This window comes from Pacificispira spongiicola, from assembly GCF_012926505.1.
GTDB classification, from domain to species: Bacteria; Pseudomonadota; Alphaproteobacteria; order UBA8366; family Aestuariispiraceae; genus Pacificispira; species Pacificispira spongiicola.
Genome location: NZ_JABBNT010000006.1, coordinates 91,672 through 112,275, shown reverse-complemented (window position 1 = coordinate 112,275; position 20,604 = coordinate 91,672). Strand labels below are relative to the sequence as shown.

The 20,604-nt window shown below is 60.5% G+C and carries 21 protein-coding genes; 8 read left to right on the top strand and 13 right to left on the bottom strand.

Annotation, left to right across the window (positions count from 1 at the left end):
- Positions 1-269 precede the first annotated feature (269 nt).
- The 3 genes from HH303_RS18865 to HH303_RS18855 all read left to right on the top strand — a co-directional run bounded on the left by HH303_RS18865 (position 270) and on the right by HH303_RS18855 (position 3,122).
- A complete protein-coding gene (locus tag HH303_RS18865; protein WP_169626956.1) occupies positions 270-506 on the top strand; it encodes a hypothetical protein in 237 nt (78 codons plus the stop codon).
- An 89-nt stretch (positions 507-595) separates the two neighbouring features.
- A complete protein-coding gene (locus HH303_RS18860) occupies positions 596-1,822 on the top strand; it encodes a tyrosine-type recombinase/integrase (protein ID WP_169626955.1) in 1,227 nt (408 codons plus the stop codon).
- A gap of 253 nt (positions 1,823-2,075) precedes the next feature.
- The gene (locus HH303_RS18855) at positions 2,076-3,122 is read left to right on the top strand and encodes a hypothetical protein (RefSeq protein WP_169626954.1); all 1,047 of its coding nucleotides are present in this window, start codon (positions 2,076-2,078) and stop codon (positions 3,120-3,122) included.
- A gap of 390 nt (positions 3,123-3,512) precedes the next feature.
- Here the strand turns inward: HH303_RS18855 and HH303_RS20370 are convergent, their stop codons facing one another.
- Together HH303_RS20370 and HH303_RS18845 are read right to left on the bottom strand one after the other, a co-directional pair.
- Positions 3,513-3,857 (bottom strand): GIY-YIG nuclease family protein, encoded by a 345-nt coding sequence (locus tag HH303_RS20370; RefSeq protein ID WP_227421945.1) that lies wholly within the window; start codon positions 3,855-3,857, stop codon positions 3,513-3,515.
- 401 nt (positions 3,858-4,258) lie between these two features.
- Positions 4,259-5,005, bottom strand: a complete 747-nt coding sequence (locus tag HH303_RS18845) for a FadR/GntR family transcriptional regulator (protein ID WP_169626952.1) — start codon at positions 5,003-5,005, stop codon at positions 4,259-4,261.
- A gap of 274 nt (positions 5,006-5,279) precedes the next feature.
- Here HH303_RS18845 and HH303_RS18840 point away from each other — a divergent pair, with 274 nt between their 5' ends.
- The gene (locus HH303_RS18840; RefSeq protein WP_169626951.1) at positions 5,280-6,383 is read left to right on the top strand and encodes a dimethylsulfoniopropionate demethylase; all 1,104 of its coding nucleotides are present in this window, start codon (positions 5,280-5,282) and stop codon (positions 6,381-6,383) included.
- Between the two features lie 161 nt (positions 6,384-6,544).
- On the top strand, positions 6,545-7,795 hold the full coding sequence (locus HH303_RS18835; protein WP_169626950.1) for an Hsp70 family protein: 1,251 nt from the start codon (positions 6,545-6,547) through the stop codon (positions 7,793-7,795).
- Here HH303_RS18835 and HH303_RS18830 read toward each other — a convergent pair.
- On the bottom strand, positions 7,792-8,703 hold the full coding sequence (locus tag HH303_RS18830; protein WP_169626949.1) for a LysR family transcriptional regulator: 912 nt from the start codon (positions 8,701-8,703) through the stop codon (positions 7,792-7,794). The two genes, HH303_RS18835 and HH303_RS18830, sit on opposite strands and share 4 nt — an antisense overlap.
- Before the next feature lie 87 nt (positions 8,704-8,790).
- Between HH303_RS18830 and HH303_RS18825 the strand changes: the two genes are divergently transcribed.
- Entirely contained in the window at positions 8,791-9,573 is a 783-nt protein-coding gene (locus HH303_RS18825; RefSeq protein WP_169626948.1) for an aspartate/glutamate racemase family protein, read from the top strand.
- Between the two features lie 11 nt (positions 9,574-9,584).
- Here the strand turns inward: HH303_RS18825 and HH303_RS18820 are convergent, their stop codons facing one another.
- The 9 genes from HH303_RS18820 to atpD are packed head-to-tail and all read right to left on the bottom strand — an operon-like array spanning position 9,585 to position 16,122.
- Positions 9,585-10,436 (bottom strand): F0F1 ATP synthase subunit gamma, encoded by an 852-nt coding sequence (locus HH303_RS18820; RefSeq protein WP_169626947.1) that lies wholly within the window; start codon positions 10,434-10,436, stop codon positions 9,585-9,587.
- Between the two features lies 1 nt (position 10,437).
- Positions 10,438-11,970: a F0F1 ATP synthase subunit alpha gene (locus tag HH303_RS18815; RefSeq protein WP_319637470.1), complete on the bottom strand. Its 1,533-nt coding sequence runs from the start codon at positions 11,968-11,970 to the stop codon at positions 10,438-10,440.
- On the bottom strand, positions 11,951-12,694 hold the full coding sequence (gene atpF, locus HH303_RS18810) for a F0F1 ATP synthase subunit B (protein WP_169626946.1): 744 nt from the start codon (positions 12,692-12,694) through the stop codon (positions 11,951-11,953). The genes HH303_RS18815 and atpF overlap by 20 nt, the downstream gene beginning before the upstream one ends.
- The gene (locus HH303_RS18805; RefSeq protein ID WP_169626945.1) at positions 12,694-12,942 is read right to left on the bottom strand and encodes a F0F1 ATP synthase subunit C; all 249 of its coding nucleotides are present in this window, start codon (positions 12,940-12,942) and stop codon (positions 12,694-12,696) included. Before HH303_RS18805 ends, atpF begins: the two co-directional genes overlap by 1 nt.
- 19 nt (positions 12,943-12,961) lie before the next feature.
- Entirely contained in the window at positions 12,962-13,630 is a 669-nt protein-coding gene (gene atpB / locus HH303_RS18800; protein ID WP_169626944.1) for a F0F1 ATP synthase subunit A, read from the bottom strand.
- A complete protein-coding gene (locus HH303_RS18795) occupies positions 13,630-13,929 on the bottom strand; it encodes an ATP synthase subunit I (protein WP_169626943.1) in 300 nt (99 codons plus the stop codon). The genes atpB and HH303_RS18795 overlap by 1 nt, the downstream gene beginning before the upstream one ends.
- Positions 13,926-14,231: an AtpZ/AtpI family protein gene (locus HH303_RS18790; RefSeq protein ID WP_169626942.1), complete on the bottom strand. Its 306-nt coding sequence runs from the start codon at positions 14,229-14,231 to the stop codon at positions 13,926-13,928. The genes HH303_RS18795 and HH303_RS18790 overlap by 4 nt, the downstream gene beginning before the upstream one ends.
- Positions 14,228-14,671, bottom strand: coding sequence for a F0F1 ATP synthase subunit epsilon (locus HH303_RS18785; RefSeq protein WP_169626941.1), 444 nt, complete (start codon positions 14,669-14,671; stop codon positions 14,228-14,230). Before HH303_RS18785 ends, HH303_RS18790 begins: the two co-directional genes overlap by 4 nt.
- Entirely contained in the window at positions 14,668-16,122 is a 1,455-nt protein-coding gene (atpD, locus tag HH303_RS18780) for a F0F1 ATP synthase subunit beta (protein WP_169626940.1), read from the bottom strand. The genes HH303_RS18785 and atpD overlap by 4 nt, the downstream gene beginning before the upstream one ends.
- A gap of 199 nt (positions 16,123-16,321) precedes the next feature.
- On the opposite strand from atpD, the gene HH303_RS18775 reads away from it, so the two are divergent.
- The gene (locus HH303_RS18775; protein WP_169626939.1) at positions 16,322-18,061 is read left to right on the top strand and encodes a PHA/PHB synthase family protein; all 1,740 of its coding nucleotides are present in this window, start codon (positions 16,322-16,324) and stop codon (positions 18,059-18,061) included.
- On the opposite strand, the gene HH303_RS18770 is transcribed toward HH303_RS18775, so the two are convergent.
- A complete protein-coding gene (locus HH303_RS18770; protein ID WP_227421943.1) occupies positions 18,043-18,864 on the bottom strand; it encodes an AraC family transcriptional regulator in 822 nt (273 codons plus the stop codon). The genes HH303_RS18775 and HH303_RS18770 overlap by 19 nt on opposite strands.
- A 253-nt stretch (positions 18,865-19,117) precedes the next feature.
- Between HH303_RS18770 and HH303_RS18765 the strand changes: the two genes are divergently transcribed.
- A complete protein-coding gene (locus tag HH303_RS18765; protein WP_169626937.1) occupies positions 19,118-20,596 on the top strand; it encodes a glutamine synthetase family protein in 1,479 nt (492 codons plus the stop codon).
- Positions 20,597-20,604 lie beyond the last annotated feature (8 nt).

Below are 20,604 nucleotides of genomic sequence, written 5' to 3'. Positions count from 1 at the left end.
GATCGAGGCATGTCGGTTCTCATAATTTGCGTGAATTGCAAGAAGCCGACCGGATTCGATCCGGAGAAATGGGTTGGGCATCGGCGAATCCACCGGGGCACGACCCTGGCCGCACTTCAGAAGCGGTTGCGCTGTCAGACCTGTGGCCGATCTTACCCACTCGTCAAGCCGTCGCTTAGGTACGACGCCGACGGCCGGATTCTCACAGACCTTGCTCAGTTTGAGCGACTGAACTTTTTGGAACTTCATGAAGGAACGGAACTATAGCGATGCGCTCCAACGACAGCCTCCCAGAACTCACAGACCGGCACATCGGCATTCTCAAGATCGTGCGGGGCGATGGGCAGTGCCCGATTTGCCACGAGGATCAGATCAGGGATGTGTCGTTCTTCGATCGGAAAGCAATGCTCGAAGCGGGATGGATCGTCCGCGTTCGCGCGGGCAATTTCCGGGGGTGGAAGATTACCGGCAAGGGGTTGGAAATCTTGTCGCACACTAACGAATGAAGTCGGCAGTCGCGCCGCTCGACCGCAACAATATTGACGCATGGATTTTTTGCAACATATACTGATGCAACACATCAGGAGCAAAGAACATGGCGTCGATACGGAAGCGCAGTTGGGAAACCCGAAAGGGGGAAACCAAGGAGGCGTGGGTGGTCGATTACTTCGATCAGCACGGCAAGCGGCACCTGAAAACCTTCACGCGCAAAAAAGACGCGGAGGCGTGGTCTATCGAGGCCCGCCATGAAGTGAAGCAGGGAACGCACACCGCTGCGTCTGAATCTGTGACCGTCCGCAAGGCGGGGGAACTATGGTTTGAGACCTGCGAGGAATCGAGGCTAGAGCGCTCCACCCTTCACCAATACCGGACCCACCTCGATTACCATATTTATGAGCGTCTGGCCGACACAAAGCTGTCCGACCTCAACACGCAAACAGTCAGAGAGTTTGAAACGTGGCTTCACAAGAATGGCCGTAGCGATGCGCTGGTACGCAAGGCGCTTTCCAGTCTCGGCAGCATCTTGGCGGACGCCCAAGACCGTGGCCTAGTGTCCCGCAATGTCGTCAGGGAACGCCGCCGCCGGAAGAGAAACGGCGACAGGCAACACGAAAAAATCTTGGCCGGAAAGCACTTCCCGACACAAGAAGAGGCGCGCCTTATTCTGGCGGCTGCGAGCGGGCGCTGGAGGCCCCTGATAATTGCGGCGATCTTCACAGGGATGCGCGCAAGCGAGCTTCGCGGCCTAACATGGGACGACGTAGACTTTGACGCTAGCGTGATCCATGTACGGCAGCGAGCAAGCCTGTATAACGAATTGGGCGCACCGAAATCGAAGGCCGGACGACGATCTATCCCGATGGGTAGCTATCTCGCGAACACCTTACGGGAATGGAAACTGGTATGCCCCCGGCGAAACGTGAAGAAAGACGCCGACGGAAACGTGACCGATCCGGGGCAACTGTTCCTCGTTTTCCCGAACGGTGCGGGTAACGTCGAAAACCATTCGAACGTCTACCGGCGCGGCTTCGCGGCAACGCAAATCGAGGCCGGAGTGTCGGTATCCAAGGTAGACGACGACGGCGCGCCGATCCTGGATGACGACGGACAGCCGGTCATGGAGGCGAAGTACGGCATTCACGCATTTCGCCACTACGCCATATCGACTTGGATCGATCTAGGCTATCCGCACAAACGAATTCAGGATATCGCGGGACACGCCACTCTATCGATGACTATGGACACCTACGGGCACCTGTTCCCCAACCCGGAAGCCGACGCGGACCTAGCGCACCGAGCGGAAACACGGTTGATCGGATGATTGCGACACAGATGCAACACATCACTAATAAACTGCTGTTTTTATTATATATATAATTGCATCATAATCCATGTGTCCGGGGTTCGAGTCCCTGATCCGCCACCATCCTCCCCCTAAATCATTGATATTGACGGAAATGCCCTGATACCCAAGCGTTTCCGGCCTCCTTGCCTCAAATTTAGGGAAGAAGGCGTCCAGAAATATAGGGGCTATTCACTTCTCGCAGACGAAGGCGGGCGACGCACAGATCGAAATGAAAGCACTTTTCCGACTTTACGAGTCAGATGGTTTTGCAAACACGGCAACAGTCTTCGATCTTATTGCAGGATCAGGCAGGGAGCCGCGCCAGACAAAAGCGCTTGGCTATGTTTTGAGCAAGTCGCCGGCATTGCTAAGAGCACTGCTGCGGATCTCGAGTGTGGCACGTGTAGTCAAAGGAATTGTCGGACAGAAGAATCCAAAGTTCGATCAGATCATTGTCGATGCAGAAATGATCGGATTAGACAACACGGGCAAAATCAGAGCGGATCTCGTTGTCCGCTTCCTGCGTGGACATGCTCCGGTTTTTGCACTCGTCATCGAAGCAAAGACAGCTAAGGGATCCAACGCGTCTGACGACTCGATTATTAATCAGGTCCGAAGATACGTAACGCCAGGCGTTCTTACGGCCGTAAAAGCCTTCCCGGTCGTTCCAATTGCCCTGACAAGAACGAAACGAATTCTCCCGGATATCGCCTCGGTGACTTGGAACGATATACGCCTGATTGCTCATCAACATGCGCCCAAAGACCAATTGGTCGGCGAGTTTTTACGGTTTTTGCAGAGGATGGGAAATGACATGCAATTCTATGAACGCGAAATTCTTAGCGTCCCAGCCGGTGGCACTGCGAAGGCCATTGAGGAAACCTGTATTCATGCGTGCCCAGATACGCCGAGCTTTAGCTATAAAACACCGCTAAGGATCGCTTTTCGCGAAAAAGGCGGAGGAGCAATGAGCAAACTATATCGAGTGCTCGACATTATCTCGTTCGATCCGCTTGATCCGGTCGCACGTAGCTCCGTGTTCGAAAGTTCTTTGTCAAACGACGAGAAGGAAAGACTAGCTCATTACCTGGAGGCGCGTGATGTTGAGTTTGGCTGGGGAGATCGAGGGGCTCCATTCCGCTTTTACATCCTTTCGACTGACGACATCATTCATCTGCCTCATTCGCCGCGGCCCGTGAAAAACATCCAGGGGCATATGTACTTTCGACTGTGCGATGTCCTGGATTCAGAGAAACCCGTCGTTCAGAGTGCTTGAAGGCTACAAGTTCAGTTGAGGAAATGGCTACAAAATGGAGAACTTTCACAGACAGAAAATTATAATAAATCATTTTTTATCAAATATTTATTATTTACCCTGTTCGAGTCCCTGATCCGCCACCATCCTCTTCTAAAGTCAGTAGTTTAGCGCGGAACCACGCGATTGCTGTGTCGTTGTTACTCGCATCCGTATGTTTCCAGCTCCTTGCGGGCGTTTCCGCCGGATTACATCGACTTCCCAATACGATTGCGCTATCTATCCGAAGCAAGTGTTGATGTGGCCGCGTCCTTAGCGTCACCACTGGGCGGCACGGTCGGCGCGGAGTCTGGAAGCCCCCCAAGATAGTTTGCCCCTTACCGCCGAGAAGGCCTTCCAAGGACGCAACATTCAGGTTCTGATCCCCATTCTGTTGCCACACGGCTGCAACTTCTCAATCAGGTATTCCTCGAGACTGGGCGCTTCATACGCATGGTCGAGGGCAACCGTCAGAACATAGTGCGCTTTAGGAGACCACGCCTCGGTAGTCTTCGGAAGACCGCGTTTACGGGTTGGGTCTGTTGGGTCCACCTTGAAATGCTCACCTAAACGTTTCCCAAAATTTATCGTTTTACCGATGTATAATAGTTTGAGATCACGGTCGAATATTGCATAGCAACCAGGGCGACCATTGTTAGGCCATGTCTGATCAAAATTGCATTGGATGTCCCAAGGCTCGCTCCAACGCAAATTCATGTTTCCGTATCGTGTCGAATATTCGTTAACGCGGAAACGAAAGTCGCGAATTGTAGCCACTATCCGGGTCATTTGCGATGAATACTCTTCGATCTCTAAATAGGCGTTCACCAAGTTAACGTTTCGCAGGCACTAAACATTTCTGGACGCTGACGAGCGAAACAGCCCCTTAGTGGCAATAATAACACGTACTGACCACCAAGGTACGACGGCACCGTGGCGAGTGGCACGATAAGCGCAGTGTAAGACACTCCCCGCTGCCCGAACGTCCGCTACCCGACTTGATGAGGTTACCCCCCCTCGGAACGCTCACCAGCACATGCCGTCGCGTGAAGGTTATAGCATGAAGAGGCTAGCGGTGAGTAGCTTAGTTGGATTTTCTACCAGTGCCGCTACGCCGTCTATCGCCCCGCCGCCGCGCGTTTCGCCAAGGCGTCGCGGCCGAGCTCCAGCGTGTAGGACTGCAAGGCGTCCAGGGCGGATTCCGCCGCCATCGCGTCGGCGGCTTCCAGGGCGTCGGTCAGGGCCGTGTGCAGAGCGACGATGCGGCTGCGCGACCTTGTGGAGAAGGTTATCATATTCATCAGCGGCTGCATCGCCTCCACCGAGCCCGCGAGGTGATAGGACAGGACCGGATTGCCCGCCCCGTCGACCAGGGCCCGGTGCAAGGCGACGTCGGAGGCGCAGAAATCCTCGTCCGTCAGGGTCGGGTCCTTCTGGCGGTCGATTTCGGCGCGCATGGCGGCAAGGTGGGTCGCGTCCCGGCGTTGCGCCGCCAGCGCGATACAGGCCCGTTCCATGGCGAAGCGGGCCTCGCAGGCCACGTCGAAGCGTATATCGTTGATGGTCAACAGCAGGGTGGAGGCGGTGACGTTCTGGGCCTGCGCTTCCTTATAGGACAGACGCCGCACAAAGGCGCCGCCAAAGGCGCCGCGTTCCGTGCGGATCAGGGATTGCGCCGCCAGCCGTTTCAACGCCTCCCGCACCGTCGGACGGGACACGGAAAACTGCTCCGCCAGTTCCGCTTCGGACGGCAGGCGTTCATCCGCACTCAGGTCACCGGACAGGATTGCATCGCGGATCGACTTCGCGATCTGCGCCGACAGATCGGTCGTTTTCGCACGTGCTGATTTTTCATTGTCAGGCATTTAAATCTCTGTCACTTAATTGTCTGGCATTTAAATGTCAGGCATTTACAAAATCCTTACACGGCCAACCGTGCAGGATCAAGCTGGGGAGGTGCAGCGCACAATGACATACCGCGAAATCGGCGTTCCCTGCGCCTGTACTCCAGGGGCCTGTACCCCGGGCACCTAACGGCCCAGCCCCGTCTTCCCGAACACCCGAAACTCCCGCAACCGCATCGGTCCCTGTGCGGCGCCCGTCGTGCCCGGCCCGTGCCAACGAATGGATTGAACCGCCATGCAGGCTCTCTCTCCGTCCCGCCGTCTTCGCCGCACCCCGTTCAGCGACGGGGTCGAAGCCGCCGGGGTCTCTGCCTATACCGTCTACAACCACATGCTGCTGCCCACCGTGTTTCGGTCGGTGGAGGAAGACTATCGCCACCTGAAGGACGCCGTTCAGGTCTGGGACGTCGCCTGCGAACGCCAGATTGAGCTGCGCGGCCCCGATGCCGGTCGGTTGATGCAGATGCTGACGCCGCGTGACCTGCGCGGCATGCTGCCGGGGCAGTGCTATTACGTGCCCATCGTCGACGAAACCGGCGGCATGCTGAACGATCCCGTCGCGGTGAAGATCGCGGAAGACCGCTGGTGGATTTCCATCGCGGACAGCGACCTGCTGTATTGGGTGAAGGGCATCGCCTATGGCTATCGCCTCGATGTGTTGGTCGATGAACCCGACGTTTCGCCCCTCGCCGTGCAGGGGCCGAAAGCGGAAGACCTGATGGCAGCCGTGTTCGGCGACGCGATCCGGTCCGTCCGCTTCTTCCGGTTCGGCAAGTTCCCGTTCCAGGGGCGCGATCTCGTCATCGCCCGGTCCGGCTATTCCAAACAGGGCGGCTTCGAAATCTATGTCGAAGGCGGCGATATCGGCATGCCGCTGTGGCACGCCCTGTTCGAGGCGGGCGCGGCCATGGATGTCCGTGCCGGATGCCCGAATCTGATCGAACGCGTGGAAAGCGGGCTGTTGTCCTATGGCAACGACATGACGGACGACAACACGCCGCATGAATGCGGGTTGGGCAAGTTCTGCGACACCTGGACGGCCATCGGCTGCATCGGCCGCGACGCCCTGCTGCGCGTGGCCAAGGAAGGCCCGGTGCAACAGATCCGCGCGATTTCCATCGACGGACCGAAGGTTCCCATCTGCGACCGGCATTGGCCGCTGATGGCGAATGACAAGCCGGTCGGGCGGGTTTCCTCCGCCGCGTGGTCGCCGGATTTCAACACCAATGTCGCCATCGGCATGGTCCGCATGACCCATTGGGACCCGGATACGAAACTGACCGTCCTGACGCCGGAAGGGCAGCGGGACGCGACGGTCCGGGAGTCCTTCTGGAACTGATCCCGCATAATCTGGATGAACGAGCGGCGGCAGGGAAACCGGCCGCCGCTTTTCTTTTGCCGAAAATTTCAAAAATAGGTGGCCATCTTGGTGTCGATTACGTCATAAGGGCGCCCCTCGCCCCTCCATGCCGTCCATACCGTCCAGGGATGCCACCCGCCATGACCTCTTTTGTTGCCGGATTGGATTTCGGAACGTCGAACTCCGCCATCGGGATCGCGACCGCGACGTCTCAAGAACTGCATCGCTTCGCCGGCGGCGCTCAGGCGGTTCCGACCGCCCTGTTCCACGACGACGAGGAGATGGTCCTGGTCTGCGGCCGGGAGGCGGAGGAACGCTTCCTGGAAGGCTATGAAGGCCGCTATCTGCGGGCGCTGAAGAGCATTCTGGGCACCAGTCTGGCATCGGAATCCACCCGCATGGGCCGGAAATCATGGCCCTTCAAGGCGCTGCTGGTCCGCTTCATCAAGGAACTGAAGGACAGCCTCGAAAAAGCGACGGGGCAGGAAGTCACGCACCTCGTCGCGGGCCGTCCCGTCCGCTTCGTCGACGAAAGCGACGAAAGGGATGCGGAGGCGGAATCCCAGTTGCGAGAGGTTCTGACGGAATCCGGCTTCACCGACATCGAATTCGTCTACGAACCCGTCGCCGCCCTGATCGACGCGGAAGACCTGATGGACAGCCCCGAAATCGTGCTGGTCGCGGATATCGGCGGCGGCACGTCCGACTTCACGCTGGCCCGCCGCGAACCCGATGGGCGGTTCGAGGTTTTGGCCAATCACGGTGTGCATATCGGCGGGACCGACCTGGACCGGCAGCTATCCCTGAAAGCCGTGATGCCGCATTTCGGCTATGGCACGGAAATGCGGTCCGTGACCTCCGACACCATCCTGCCGGTGCCGCCCGGATACTATTCCGACCTCGCGACATGGCAGAAAATCCACTTCTGCTACGCCCCCGCCATTGTGCGGGAGGTCCGGACCGTCCAGCGCCAGGCACTGGAACCGGAAAAACTGGGCCACCTGCTCACCATCCTGGACCAGCAACTGGGCCATCGTCTCGCCAACGCCGTGGAACGCGTGAAGATCGCCTTGAGCGACGCGCCCACCGCTCGGCTCGGCTTTACAGATATACGCGCCATACCGGCCATCGACGTGGATCAGGCGGCGCTATCGCAATATTTCCAAACGCCCCTGTCGCGCGTGGCGCAGGCCGCCCGCGAAACCCTGGCCATGGCGGATATCGACCCGGACAGTGTCGGGCATATCGTCCTGACCGGCGGATCGACGCTGCTGCCCGATATTCGAAACGCCCTGACCGCCTGCGTCCCGAAGGCGCAAATCGTGCCGTCGGACCCGTTCATTGCCGTCGCCAGCGGCCTGACCAAGGCGGCGCGCCGGTCCTTCCTTTAATTTCCCCTGCCGCGCAACCCGTCGATCAATCGACGTTCGAAATCCGACGGTACGTGGCTTTCGTTCAACACCATGCCGAATGTCCGCACCAAGCTCCGGTCGGCGAAAGGCACGGCGACGAGGCCGGGCAGCAGGCAGGCGCGGGCCGCATCCTCCGGCACCAGGGTAACGCCCAGCCCCTGCCGGACAAGCTGGAAACCGGTGACGAGTTGGCGAACCTCCGCAACGACATCCGGCAGGCGCCCCACCGTCTCCGCCACGGCGGACAGCCAATCATCCGACGTCGTGCCGATGGGGAAGCGCACGACCGGGGTCGCGATCAGGGTTTCCGCATCGATCGCCGCCGACCGGGACAGCGGATCGTCCGCCGACACGACGACGCAGGCCCCGTCCTGACGCAGCGGCTCGAACGTTAGGCCCGGCGACGGGGTGAAGACGCTGGAAATGCCCAGGTCGATATCCCCGGCCCGAATTTTCAAAAAGGCCTCCGCGTCGTCGATTTCCGACACGTCGAGGATGTGATCGAGAAAGTCCGTCCGCAGCGCCTTGAAGACCGGCGCGATATGAAGCGCGGCAAAGCTGGCCGGACTGGCCACCCGAACGATCCGCCGCGTCCCCTGATTGATCGACGCCAGATGATCCAGGATCGCCTCGTTCCCGGCCAGAAAGCGGCGCAGCGCGGGCAGTAGAGCCGCCCCGCCCGAGGTCAGACGGATGCCTTCCGCATCCCGGGCCAGGAGAGGCAGGCCCAGTTGATCTTCAAGCTGCTTCACATGTTGGGAGACGGCAGGCTGCGTCAGCCCCAATTCCTGCGCCGCGGCGGAAAACGACCCCTGCCCGACGACGGCCAGAACACTGCGCACCCGCCGAACCGACAATTCTTCGCGCCGGGACCGTCCGATAAGCATTTAGGCCACCTCATAACAAAACATGATTTTTCTTAATTTATCTTACTAATCATTATGCGCCTAGGCCATAATTTGAGGAGTTAACCGATGCCCCTGCACGACCCCGCCATTCGCGACATCATCGCCCGCAAGGACCGGCGGTGCTACGGCATGGGCCTCGGCATCATCATATTGGACGATGTCTATCCGGGATTTCCGGGCGATGTCCGCAATGCCAGCGCTTATCCCTTCCCCATCCAGTACGAAGTCGCGGAAGGCGTGGATATCAAGGGGCTCGTCCGTGGCGAGGAGAAGGAAGCCTTCCTGGAGCCGGTGCTGAAGGCCGCCCGCAAGCTGGAGCGCATGGGCTGCCGCGCCATCGCCGCCGAATGCGGCTATTTCGCCTGGTTCCAGGAACAAATCGCCGAAGCCGTCGATATCCCCGTTTTCGCGTCGAGCCTGCTGCAGGTACCGCTGGCCCAGACACTCATCGGGCATAAGAAAACGGTCGGCATTCTGGTGGCGGAAGGCGACCGCCTGCGGGACCGCCACCTGACATCGGTCGGCGTCGCGCTGGACTCGAACTATGTCGTGCGCGGGGCGAAGGATGACGGGAAATGTCCCGAATTCGATAATCTGTGGACCAAGGATCTGCGCCCCGATCTGCCCACCGCGAATTACGACATGGCCGAGGCCGACATCGTCGCCGTCGCCCGGAACTTTGCCGACGCTCATCCCAATATGGGCGCGATGGTTCTGGAATGCACAGGATTCCAGCCGTTCGGCCGTGCGATCCAACGCGCCATCGACATGCCGGTATTCAGTTGGTCCACGCTATTGGACTATGCCTATTCCATCGCCGTCCACCGTGACTTTTACGGCCACGTCTAAAAGGTGCGGACTTAACGTCGACCGGGGCCGGACACCGCCTCGCTTCCCACAACGACGTCGAGAAGTTCGGACGTAATCGCCTCCTGCCGCAAGACACGCTCATCGCGATGCAGGCCGTTCAATTTATCACCGATACTGCGGTCCGCCGATTCCATGACGCGTAATCGCGCACCGTTCTCGCTGGCCAGTGATTGCATGACGGCGCGTGTGATTTCCGAAAAAAGGTATTCGTCCGCAAGCCGCTCCAACAACAGGTCCGGGGCCAGATGGTGCATCGGCGCGCCGCTCGCGCCCGCGCGCGTCAGAACCGCCGGGTCAATTGGCAGGATCGTTTTCACAACGACTTCGTAATTCCCGCCGGGCCGATATTCGGCATAGGCGATGCGGGCATGGGCGGCATCGCTCAAAACCCGGGCTGTATGCCGGGTGACGCCCAGGACGCTGGCGACATCGATCGCCATGGGGAACGACCATTCGGGGGCGATCCCGCGTTCTTCCGCCAGCATGGCGCCGCGACGCCCGACAATGGCCAGACGCGCATTCGGCCGGTCCGCAAGTTCCGCCGCCGCCCGGTCCAAAAGACGTTCATTGAACGCCCCGACGAAGCCGTGTTCGGCGCAGATGACGATAACGACATCCGCCGCCCCCTGACCCGACGGCATATCGCGCCCGGATAGACCGGGGGAAAGCGCCAGTGCCTCCGCAATCGCGCCTTCCACCGCCTCGACATACTTGACGATGCCGGGTAAGGCGCCTTGGGCCTCCTGCACATGGGATGCGGACATCGCGCGCAAGGCACGGATCAAGCCGCCCAGGTCTTCCAGGCTGCCGATCCGGTCCTTGATGCGCGACAATTGCTCCATGTCAGGTCCCGCCTGCCCTGGGCCGATCAGCCAGAAACGCCTTCAACGCGGCAGTAAGGTCCGTTCGGTCCTGATCCGTCAATTCGCCGCTTTCTTCGATCCGCGCGCGAATATGCGGACAATGATCCGTCAGCCACGGGTCCAGGTCGGCCTTCACGCCCGGCACCGACGTCACGGGCAAATCGTCCAACAGGCCTTCGTTTAACGCCAACAAGGCCGCCACCTGCACCGATAGCGGGATCGGCTTGTATTCCGGCTGGGCCAGCACCGCACGGATGCGCCGACCATGGCCGATTGTCTTCCTGGTTCGCTCGTCCATCATCGCGCCGAACCGCGTAAAGACCTCCAATTCCAGGAACTGCGCATATTCCAGACGTAGTTTTTCCGCCATCTTCTTCATGGCCCTGGATTGGGTTTGACCGCCGACTCGCGATACGCTCATCCCCACACTGACGGCAGGTTTCTGTCCTTCGTAAAACAGCTTCGGTTCCAGATAAATCTGACCGTCGGTGATGGAAATCAGGTTGGTCGGGATATAGGCGGTCAGGTTTTCCGCCTGTGTTTCCGCGATGGGCAGGGCCGTCAGCGACCCACCCCCCAATTCTTTGGACAGTTTCGCCGCACGTTCCAGCAACCGTGCATGGGCATAGAACACATCGCCGGGATAGGCCTCCCGCCCCGGCGGCTTGCGCAGCAACAGGGACAGTTGGCGATAGATGATCGCATGCTTCGTTAGGTCGTCCACAATCAGCAGCGCATCCTGCCCCTTGTCCCGGAAATATTCCGCCATGGAGCAGGCCGCATAGGGTGTGATCCATTGCGCACCAGGGGGCGCATCCGCCGCGCCGACTACGAAGATGCAGCGATCGATCGCGCCGTGACGGCGCACGGCATCGACAATCTGGTTCACCGTCGATGCCTTCTGCCCGATACAGGCATAGACACAGATCACGCCGGTATCGCGCTGATTGATCACGGTATCGACGGCAATCGCGGTTTTGCCTGTCTTACGGTCGCCGATGATCAATTCGCGCTGTCCCCGGCCCAGCGGGATCATCGCATCCACCACGGTCAACCCGGTCATCAGCGGCTGCGTCACCAATTCGCGGTCAACGACGCCCGGTGCCGGCCGTTCAATGGGATCGTAGCGCGCGGCCTCAATCGCCGCACCACCGTCCAACGGCTGCCCGGTCGGGTCGACCATGCGCCCCAGCAGTCCCTCCCCAACCGGCACGCGGATAATCTCCCCCGTACCCCAGACCTTGTGACCGGCACTAATCGCCTCCGACCCGCCCAGCAGGACACAGCCGACGCTGCCGTCCTCCACCTTGAAAGCCAGCCCCAGCGTCCCGTCTTCGAAACGCAGAACCTCGTCCAGTTTCGTACGCGGCAGGCCCGATACGGTCGCAACACCGTCACCGATATGTTCAACCACGCCGACATGTTCCAGCACGGCACGACCTTCCAACCGGCTCATCCGGTCCTGTGCCTGCGGCAACCAGTCGCTCAGGGAGTCACGAAACGGCGTCGTCACCTTGCAGAATCCTTCCGGCCTGATCCAAATGGTCGGCCCAGCTGAATTTCAGGGTCGTATGCGGGAAGCGCAGTTCCGCCCCACCGATCAACGACGGGTCGGTGTCGAAATCGATCCGGCCATCCGGCCCGAGCGCCGCTGCGATCATCGCGGTCCAGGCTCCCGTATCCGCCACCGGGACCGCCGTCACCACCGTCACGCCCTTCGTCAACGCGGCGCGCATCTGATCGCGTTCCTCCGCGGGCAGCGCTTCCAATTGTGTCTTCATGTGATCCAAACAGGCATTGGCCAGCGCCGCCGCATCGGACTGAGCCAGGATTCCGGCAGCGAGATTCGCCGCCAGCTGCCCGATTTCCCGTTTCATGCCGGACAGCGTTTCTTGCCGTTCCCGATCTATCGCCGCCTCTGCAGCCGCCACAATCCTAGAGGCCTCCGCCCGTGCCTTATCCAAAATCTCCGCACGGTCAGCCTCGGTCTGCTTTTGCGCGGCTTTCAGCACTTCGTGCCGTTCGCGTGCCAGAGCGTCCCGTTCGGCGGTCAAACGGTCTTTTTCCGCGTCGGCCTCGGCCTCCTTCGCGGCGGCCTTCGCCAGCGCGTCTTCTGCAAGGGCCCGGCGTTTGGCGATGACATCCTTCACGGGCCGGTACAGAAACCGCTTCAGCAGCCAGACCAGCACCAGGAAATTGATCGCCTGTAGGGCAAGCGTCCACCAATCGATCTGCATCAGCCGACAAAGGGATTGGCGTAGAGAAGCAGCAAGGCGACAACCAAGCAGTAGATCGCCATGGTTTCGATCATCGCCAGCCCGACGAACAACGTGCGGGACACGGTGCCTGCCGCTTCCGGCTGCCGTGCGATGGCATCCATCGCGGCGGCAACCGCCCGCCCCTCGCCCAGCGCCGGGCCGATCGCGCCGAAGGCGACGGCAAGCGCGGCGCCCAGGACACTGAACACTTCAACCATATTTTCCATGATGGATCGGACTCCTTCGTCAGTCTGCCTCGCCCGACACGGCGGCGCCGATGAACACGGTTGCGAGGATGGTAAAAATATAGGCCTGGATGACGCCGATCAGGATGCCCAGCAGCATGAACGGCACCGGCAGCAACAAGCCCGCAAGGAAGACGACGATGGCCAGCACGAATTCATGGCTCATCATATTACCGAACAGCCGGATCATCAGCGAGAACGTACGCGTGAATTCCGCCAGGATATTCAGCGGCAGCAGGATCGGGTTCGGCTTTACATAGCGTTTCAGGTAATTGACCGGCCCCAGGCTACGCAGCCCGAAGGCATGGGCCGACAGGAAAACGATAATGGCCAGGGCCGCCGGTGTTTCCAGATGCGCTGTCGGCGGCTTCAGCCCCGGTATCACGGCGGACAGATTGGCGACGACGATGAACAGAAACAGGCTGCCCAATATCGGCAGATAGGGCCATGGGTCACGGCGCAAGACGTCGCGGATCTGGGTTTCCAATGCTTCCACCGCGATTTCCAGCACCGCCTGCAAACCGCCGGCATGCACCGTAGCGCGGCGCGTCCCCAGCCAGGACAGAAGCGTCAACAGCGCCATGATCGCCCAGGTCGTCACAACGGCGCGGTCGATCGGCACGGGGCCGATATGGAACAGGATATCCGGGGCCAGTGGGTTGATATCCATCACGCCCCCGTTCCACGTTCCAAACGGCGAATGAAACCCTGCACGGCAAAGCGCGCGATCATGAATCCGACCAGCGCGGCCAGCAACGGTCCCGCCCCGATCCGCGCAAAGGGATAGAAGACCGCCAAAGCCAGCGCGACACGCAGCAGGAACAATCCGATCATCCGCCCGGCAGACGCATCCGCCGTATGCAGTCGGACGCTTTTGTACAAAACCAGGAAATAGACCACGCCCAAGGCAAGTCCCGCCCCTAGATAGGGCAGAAAACCGAGGATAGCCGCCAAGGTCGTGTCCGTCATTTCGATTGCATCCTGTGCCAGGCAAGATAGCCACCGAAAGCCGCGCCCAAAAAGATCAACGCCCCGGTAAAGGTGATCCCCGTTCCGAAGGCATCATCCAGCCAACGCCCCGCCGCGACACCGATCAAGGTCGGCACGACGATCAGCCAGCCCAGCGCGCCGATCATGGATATATTCTGCCATATGGACCGCTCGCCATCCCGTTCCCATTGTTCCGACCGCACCGCGCGCCGTTTGACCGCGTCCTGCAATTCCGTGCGCCCGCCATTGGTGGCGTGATCCTTTTTGGGCTGTTGCGTCATTCCGCGTCGCCCCCCGGATGCAGCGCGCCAGGTCCAATTGGCCCTCGGTTCGCGGTTAGGTAATGCTGCACCTGACGAATCGCAGCGAGATGCATTCGGGTCGTGGAGGTACGGCTGCGTTCTTCCGCCTCGTCCTCTTCGCGAAAACGTTTCAGAATGCTGACATCCAGACGATCCAGGGACACGTCGCCAACCGCATCCCGCGTCGCGATTTCCACAGTATCGCCGTCACGCACGGTCATGATACCGCCGCGCACTGCAATGAAGTGATCGGTATCGGTCCCATTACGCCAGACGACGACGGACACGGACAAAACGGTCAGGAAATCCGCATGCCCCGGCAGGATGCCGAAAGCCCCGGTTTCGTCCTCTGCGCGAATATAGGTTACGTCGTCCCGGTCGAGGATCACAGACATCGGCGTGGTGACCAGCAGCTTCATGATGCGGCCTTCACCGTATCACCGACACCGCCGTCGGGCAGTGCCCCGATCATATAAAGATCGCTTTCCGGCATTGCATCGGCATCGCCGCGCAAGATGGCTTGGCAGTCTTTCAGTGTATCGTCCAGCGATACCGACACGCCTTGCATTCCGGTAAACTGGGCCGTTACCGCGAAAGGCTGCGTCAGGAAACGGATCAGGCGGCGTGCCCGACCGACCGCTGTACGGTCGGCGGCGCTCAATTCCTCCATCCCCAGCAGGGAGATGATTTCCTGAAGCTCCCGATAGTGTTCGATAAGCCGCCGAACCTCTTCCGCCGTGTCGTAATGTTCCGCACCGATCAGGCTGGGATCCAGCAGCACGGACGACGACCCCAACGGATCGATGGCCGGGTAAAGCCCCTGGGCCGCCATATCGCGGCTGAGCACGATCGAAGAGTCGAGATGGGTGAAGGTTTCCGCCACCGCCGGATCGGTGAAATCATCTGCCGGGACATAGACGGCCTGGATGGACGTGACCGATGCATTCCGGACGGAGGCGATGCGTTCCTGAAGTTCCGCGATTTCGGTGGAGAGCGTCGGTTGATACCCGACACGCGACGGCAGCCTGCCCAACAGGCCGGAAACCTCACTTCCCGCCTGCACGAAACGGAAAACATTGTCGATCAGCAGCAGGACGTTCTGATCCAACTGATCCCGGAAATATTCGGCGATGGTCAGGGCCGACATGCCGACCCGCCAACGCGCGCCCGGTGGTTCATTCATCTGGCCGAAGACAAGGGCCGTCCGCGCCAAAACGCCGGACCGTTTCAGGTCCTGCCACAATTCGTGTCCTTCCCGCGACCGTTCCCCGATCCCGGCGAAAACGGAAATGCCGGAATGGTGTTCGACCGTGGATCGGATCAATTCCATGATCAGCACCGTCTTGCCGACACCGGCCCCGCCGAACATCGCCGCCTTGCCGCCCTTCACCAGCGGGGCAAGCAGGTCGATCACCTTGATACCGGTCAGGAACATGTCCCGCCCGGCGGTCCGATCCCCGATCTTGGGGGCCTTACGGTGGATCGGTAGGCGCGGCACATCGGCGGCGAAGGCAGGGCCATGGTCAATCGGGTCGCCGACGACATTCAAAAGACGGCCCAACACGGACTCCCCCGCCGGAACCCGGATAGGGCTGCCGGTATCGCGGGCAATCATGCCGCCGCCGAGGCCCGCGGTTTCCTGCATCGCGACCCCGCGGATACGGGTCGGGTCAACATGCTGCTGCACCTCGATCGTCAGGCGGCGGTCGCCGTCCATGTCGATTTCAACTGCATTTTCGATGGCGGGGAGCCGCCCCGCGGGAAACACGATATCCACGACGGACCCGCTGACCGCGACGACATGCCCCACCCCGTCAACCGCGTCGGCATGATCGTCCGGCACATCGCCAGACCCTTGATTTTCCGGCATTTCACCCATTGCATCCGACCAAAACGGAATATACCGACCGTACAAGCCCAAGCTGCACGCAACCCGAACCGTTGACCCGTATCCGGGTCGTGACGATATACCTTAACGTACCGGTATTAGACTGCGTAGCGCAAACCCCGTCGATCAGAGGACATACTGTCGCGGGGTGCATCCCACCGGGTTCGGATTGGAAACCACCATGGACGACGACACTTCCGACGCGCATCAAATTTATCCGTTCGATCGCTTCCTGCACGCGGCGGAAGCCCGTGCCACGTCGGGGATTTCCCCGGCCTCCGTCATGTCGGCCTATCTGGATTGGGCGGTGCATCTGGCCAATTCGCCGGGCAAACAGGCCCGGCTTATGGAAAAGGCCCTGCGCAAATCGGTGAAGTTTTCCGCCTATCTGCAACGCGCGCTGACGCGTCGCCAGGAAGGCCCCTGCATCGATCCACTACCGCAGGACCGGCGCTTCCAAGCCGACGATTGGCAGCAGATGCCGTTCTGTGCACTGTATCAAGGGTTCCTGCTAACCCAGCAATGGTGGGATAACGCCACCCATGGCGTCGCCGGGGTGACGCCGCATCACGAAGATGTCGTCTCCTTCGCCGCTCGTCAGATGCTGGATGTCTTCGCACCGTCCAATTTCCTGGCCACCAATCCCACGGTCCTGCGCCGAACGATGGAAGAAGGCGGCATGAACCTTGTCCGGGGCACACAAAACTTCCTGGAAGATTGGGAACGTACGGTCCTGCACCAGCCGCCGGCCGGCACGGAAAAATTCAAGGTCGGCGAGAACGTTGCCGTCACCCCCGGCAAGGTGGTCTACCGGAACCGCCTGATAGAGGTGATCCAATACGAGCCGACGACCAAGAAGGTCGGCGCCGAACCGGTCCTGATCGTGCCGGCCTGGATCATGAAATATTACATCCTGGACCTGTCGCCCGAAAATTCGATGGTGAAATATCTGGTGGATCAGGGCCACACGGTCTTCATGATTTCCTGGAAGAACCCAACGGAGGCGGATCGCGACCTGGGATTCCACGACTATATAGACTTGGGCGTGATGCGGGCCCTGGACGCGGTGCGCGGCGTGACGGGCGGCGTCCCCATCCACACCGTCGGCTATTGCATCGGCGGGACCTTGCTGACGATCGCCGTTGCGGCCCTGTGTCGCGACGGGTCCGACTGGATCAAGTCGATGACCCTGTTCGCCGCCCAGACGGATTTCACCGAAGCAGGCGAATTGATGCTGTTCATCGACGACAGTCAGGTCGCCTATCTGGAAGACCTGATGTGGGATCGCGGCTATCTGGATGCCCGGCAGATGGCGGGCGCTTTCCAGATTTTAAGGTCGAACGATCTGATCTGGTCGAAGGTCATCAACGAATACCTGATGGGCGAACGCGCGCCGATGTCCGATCTGATGGCCTGGAACGCGGATGCCACACGCATGCCCTATCGCATGCATTCCGAATATCTGCGGTCCCTGTTCCTGAAAAACGATTTCGCGGAAGGCCGCTACTATGTCGGGGAAAAGCCCGTGGCGCTGACCGATATCCATGTGCCGGTCTTCATCGTCGGGGCGGAACGCGACCATGTCGCCCCCTGGAAATCCGTGTACAAGTTCAACCTGCTGGCGGATACGGACATCACCTTCCTGCTGACCAGCGGCGGTCACAATGCCGGGATCATCAGCGAACCCGGCCATCCACACCGACATTTCCGAATATCGGAAAAAAAGGAACACGAACCTTACGTGACGCCGGACCAATGGTTCGAAAACGTGCCGGTATCGGACGGGTCCTGGTGGCCGACCTGGGACGCGTGGCTGACCCAACAATCAAGCGGTTCCGTCGATGCGCGACCCGTCGGCAACGCGGATGCCGGATTCGCCCCCGTCTGCGACGCGCCGGGCCGTTATGTGATGGAATCCTGACGCGTTTCCGCGAGGCCGGTTTCGATCGGAATCGAACTGCGGCGGAAAGCGTGGGGCGACAGCCCGATTTGCGCCCGGAAGAACCGCGTGAAGTTTCCCGGCGTCGCGAAATGCAGGCTTTCGGACAGGTCGCCCAACGGCATCGCGCTGTCCGTCAGCAAGGCAATGGCGCGTTCCATCCGCGCCGCGCTGCTGACCCGTGTGGGGGTCATGCCCGTGCAGTGCTTGAACAATTCAAAGAAGCGCGGACGGGACAGCCCGACCTCTCGCGCCACGGCATCGACCTGTAGCGGGCCGTCATAATGATACAACATGCCCATGGCGCGCCGAATGCGGTAATCGAAGGCCGGACCGTCGCGTGCGTCGCGCACGGCCCCCGCCGCACATCGACGCAATTCGCCGACAAGGGTAATCAAAACGTCGGAAATCGCATCGACCGACGGCAAGCCCGTGCCGTCCCGCGCCGTCGCCAAGGTCAGCCGATACAGCTCGCTAACGGCTGTCCGAACCTCTGTGGAACGCCGAATGACGGATGCGCCGAAGAATGCACCCGGTCCGCTTTCGGCTGACCCGACGCCAACCCGCGACAGCCATTCCGGTTCAAGATAGAGCGTCAGAAAACGGGTTGGTCCGTCCGCCCGGCGATAGGTCCAGGAATGCGGTTCCCAGGCATTGACCAGCACCGCTGTATCGTCGGTCACCGGGCAACGTCTATTCCGAACATGAAACGCAGTGTCCGCGCCATCCAGTTTTAAAATGACGTGCAAATGCGGATGAACATGGGTGGTCAGCGACGAATCCATTTCGGTTACGCCGATCCGTCCGAATGCGCCAAACACCGTCGTTATGGGATGGGACATCCCGAACCGCCCTTTTCATTTTCGACCGTCGAGACGGTACCACGCCCCTGTCACACAGCAAGTTTCCCCACCGAATTGCCGGGCTGTTCATTTGAAAAACAGACTTTCGGCTAAAAAATCGGGCCTTCGGCTATCGGTCGCGGCCCATCGCGGGGCTATGCTTTTCGATAACGGAAGCCCATCGGGAAGGATCATCATGCAGGACGGTTTCATCGCGCGTCATGGCTTATGGAGCGACGCGCAGCAAGCAGCGGCGGAATTGGCGCTCGCCCGGATCCGGGATGCCGATATCCGGCTGATCCGTCTTGTCTGGTGCGATACCCATGGCTGGACCCGTGCGCGCACCGTCACGCCCTCCGCCTTCCGGGCCGCCCTTGCGGACGGTTACAGCATCGGCGCGGGCAGTTGGAGCCTCGACGCCGCCGGCGGTCGCGTCTTTCAGACCTTCACCAAGGGCGGCGGCATGGGATTGCCGGAAATGACCGGATCCCCCAACCTGATCCTGGTGCCCGACCCGGAAACCTTCCGTCCCCTGCCCTGGGCACCCGGCGTGGCGATGATCTTGTGCGACGACTATTTCCGGGATGGTCGGCCCTTCTTTTTCTCACCCCGGCACCTGTTGCGACGGGTATTGACGTCGGCGGCTGATCGGGGCGTCGCCCCCGTCATCGGGTTGGAGGTCGAATGGACCCTGATGCGGCGCATGAACGGCGACGGAGACGACGCCGTCAACCAGCCGGGACGGCGCGGCGCGCCGCCGGCAACGGCCCCGGTGGAACCCGGATTTTCCTATGATTCCGAAACCTATCTGGATCGCGTCCAACCGTTGATCTCCACGCTTGCCGATCACTATTCGGCGTTGGACTTGGGGTTACGGTCCTTCGATAACGAATTGGGCGCGGGCCAGTTGGAATGCACCTTCGACCCCAAACCGGCCTGGAACGCAGCAGCGGATTTCCTGATCTTCCGCAGCGCCACGCGCCAAATCGCCCGCCGAGAAGGTTATTTGGCGAGCTTCATGACCTTCCCCGACGGTCCGGGCCTATTCCCCAGCGGATGGCATTTGCATTTGTCGCTGACCGATGCGGAAACCGGCCGGAACCTGTTCACGCCCGACGGTGACGCCGCGCTGTCCCCGACGGGCATGTCCTTCCTGGCCGGACAATTGGCACACGCCCGCAACGGAATCGCGTTTTCCGCCCCCACGGTGAACGGATATCGGCGGTTCAGGGCGAATTCACTGGCACCGGACCGGGTCGCCTGGAATGTCGAACATCGAGGCGTGATGCTGCGGGTTCTGGGCGGCGCGGGCAGCACCGCGACCCGCATCGAAAACCGCGTGGGCGAACCGGCGGCGAACCCGTATCTAGCCATGGCGGCTCAGATCGCTGCCGGTTTGGATGGGATCGCGCGCGCCCTTCAACCCTTCCCGCCCGATGACGAACCCTACCAGTCCGACCGCGAGATGCTGCCGACGAGCCTGTCGGACGCATTGGACCTACTGGAAGGGTCAGACTTTTTCCGGGATGCCTTCGGCGACACCTACCTGACCTATTTCCTCCGCATGAAGCGCGCGGAAATCTCCCGCTATCAGGCATTCCTGTCGGAAACCGGCACGGACCCGGATGCCGGTGTCACCGACTGGGAAACCAACGAATATTTCGACGCGTTTTAAGGACTCGA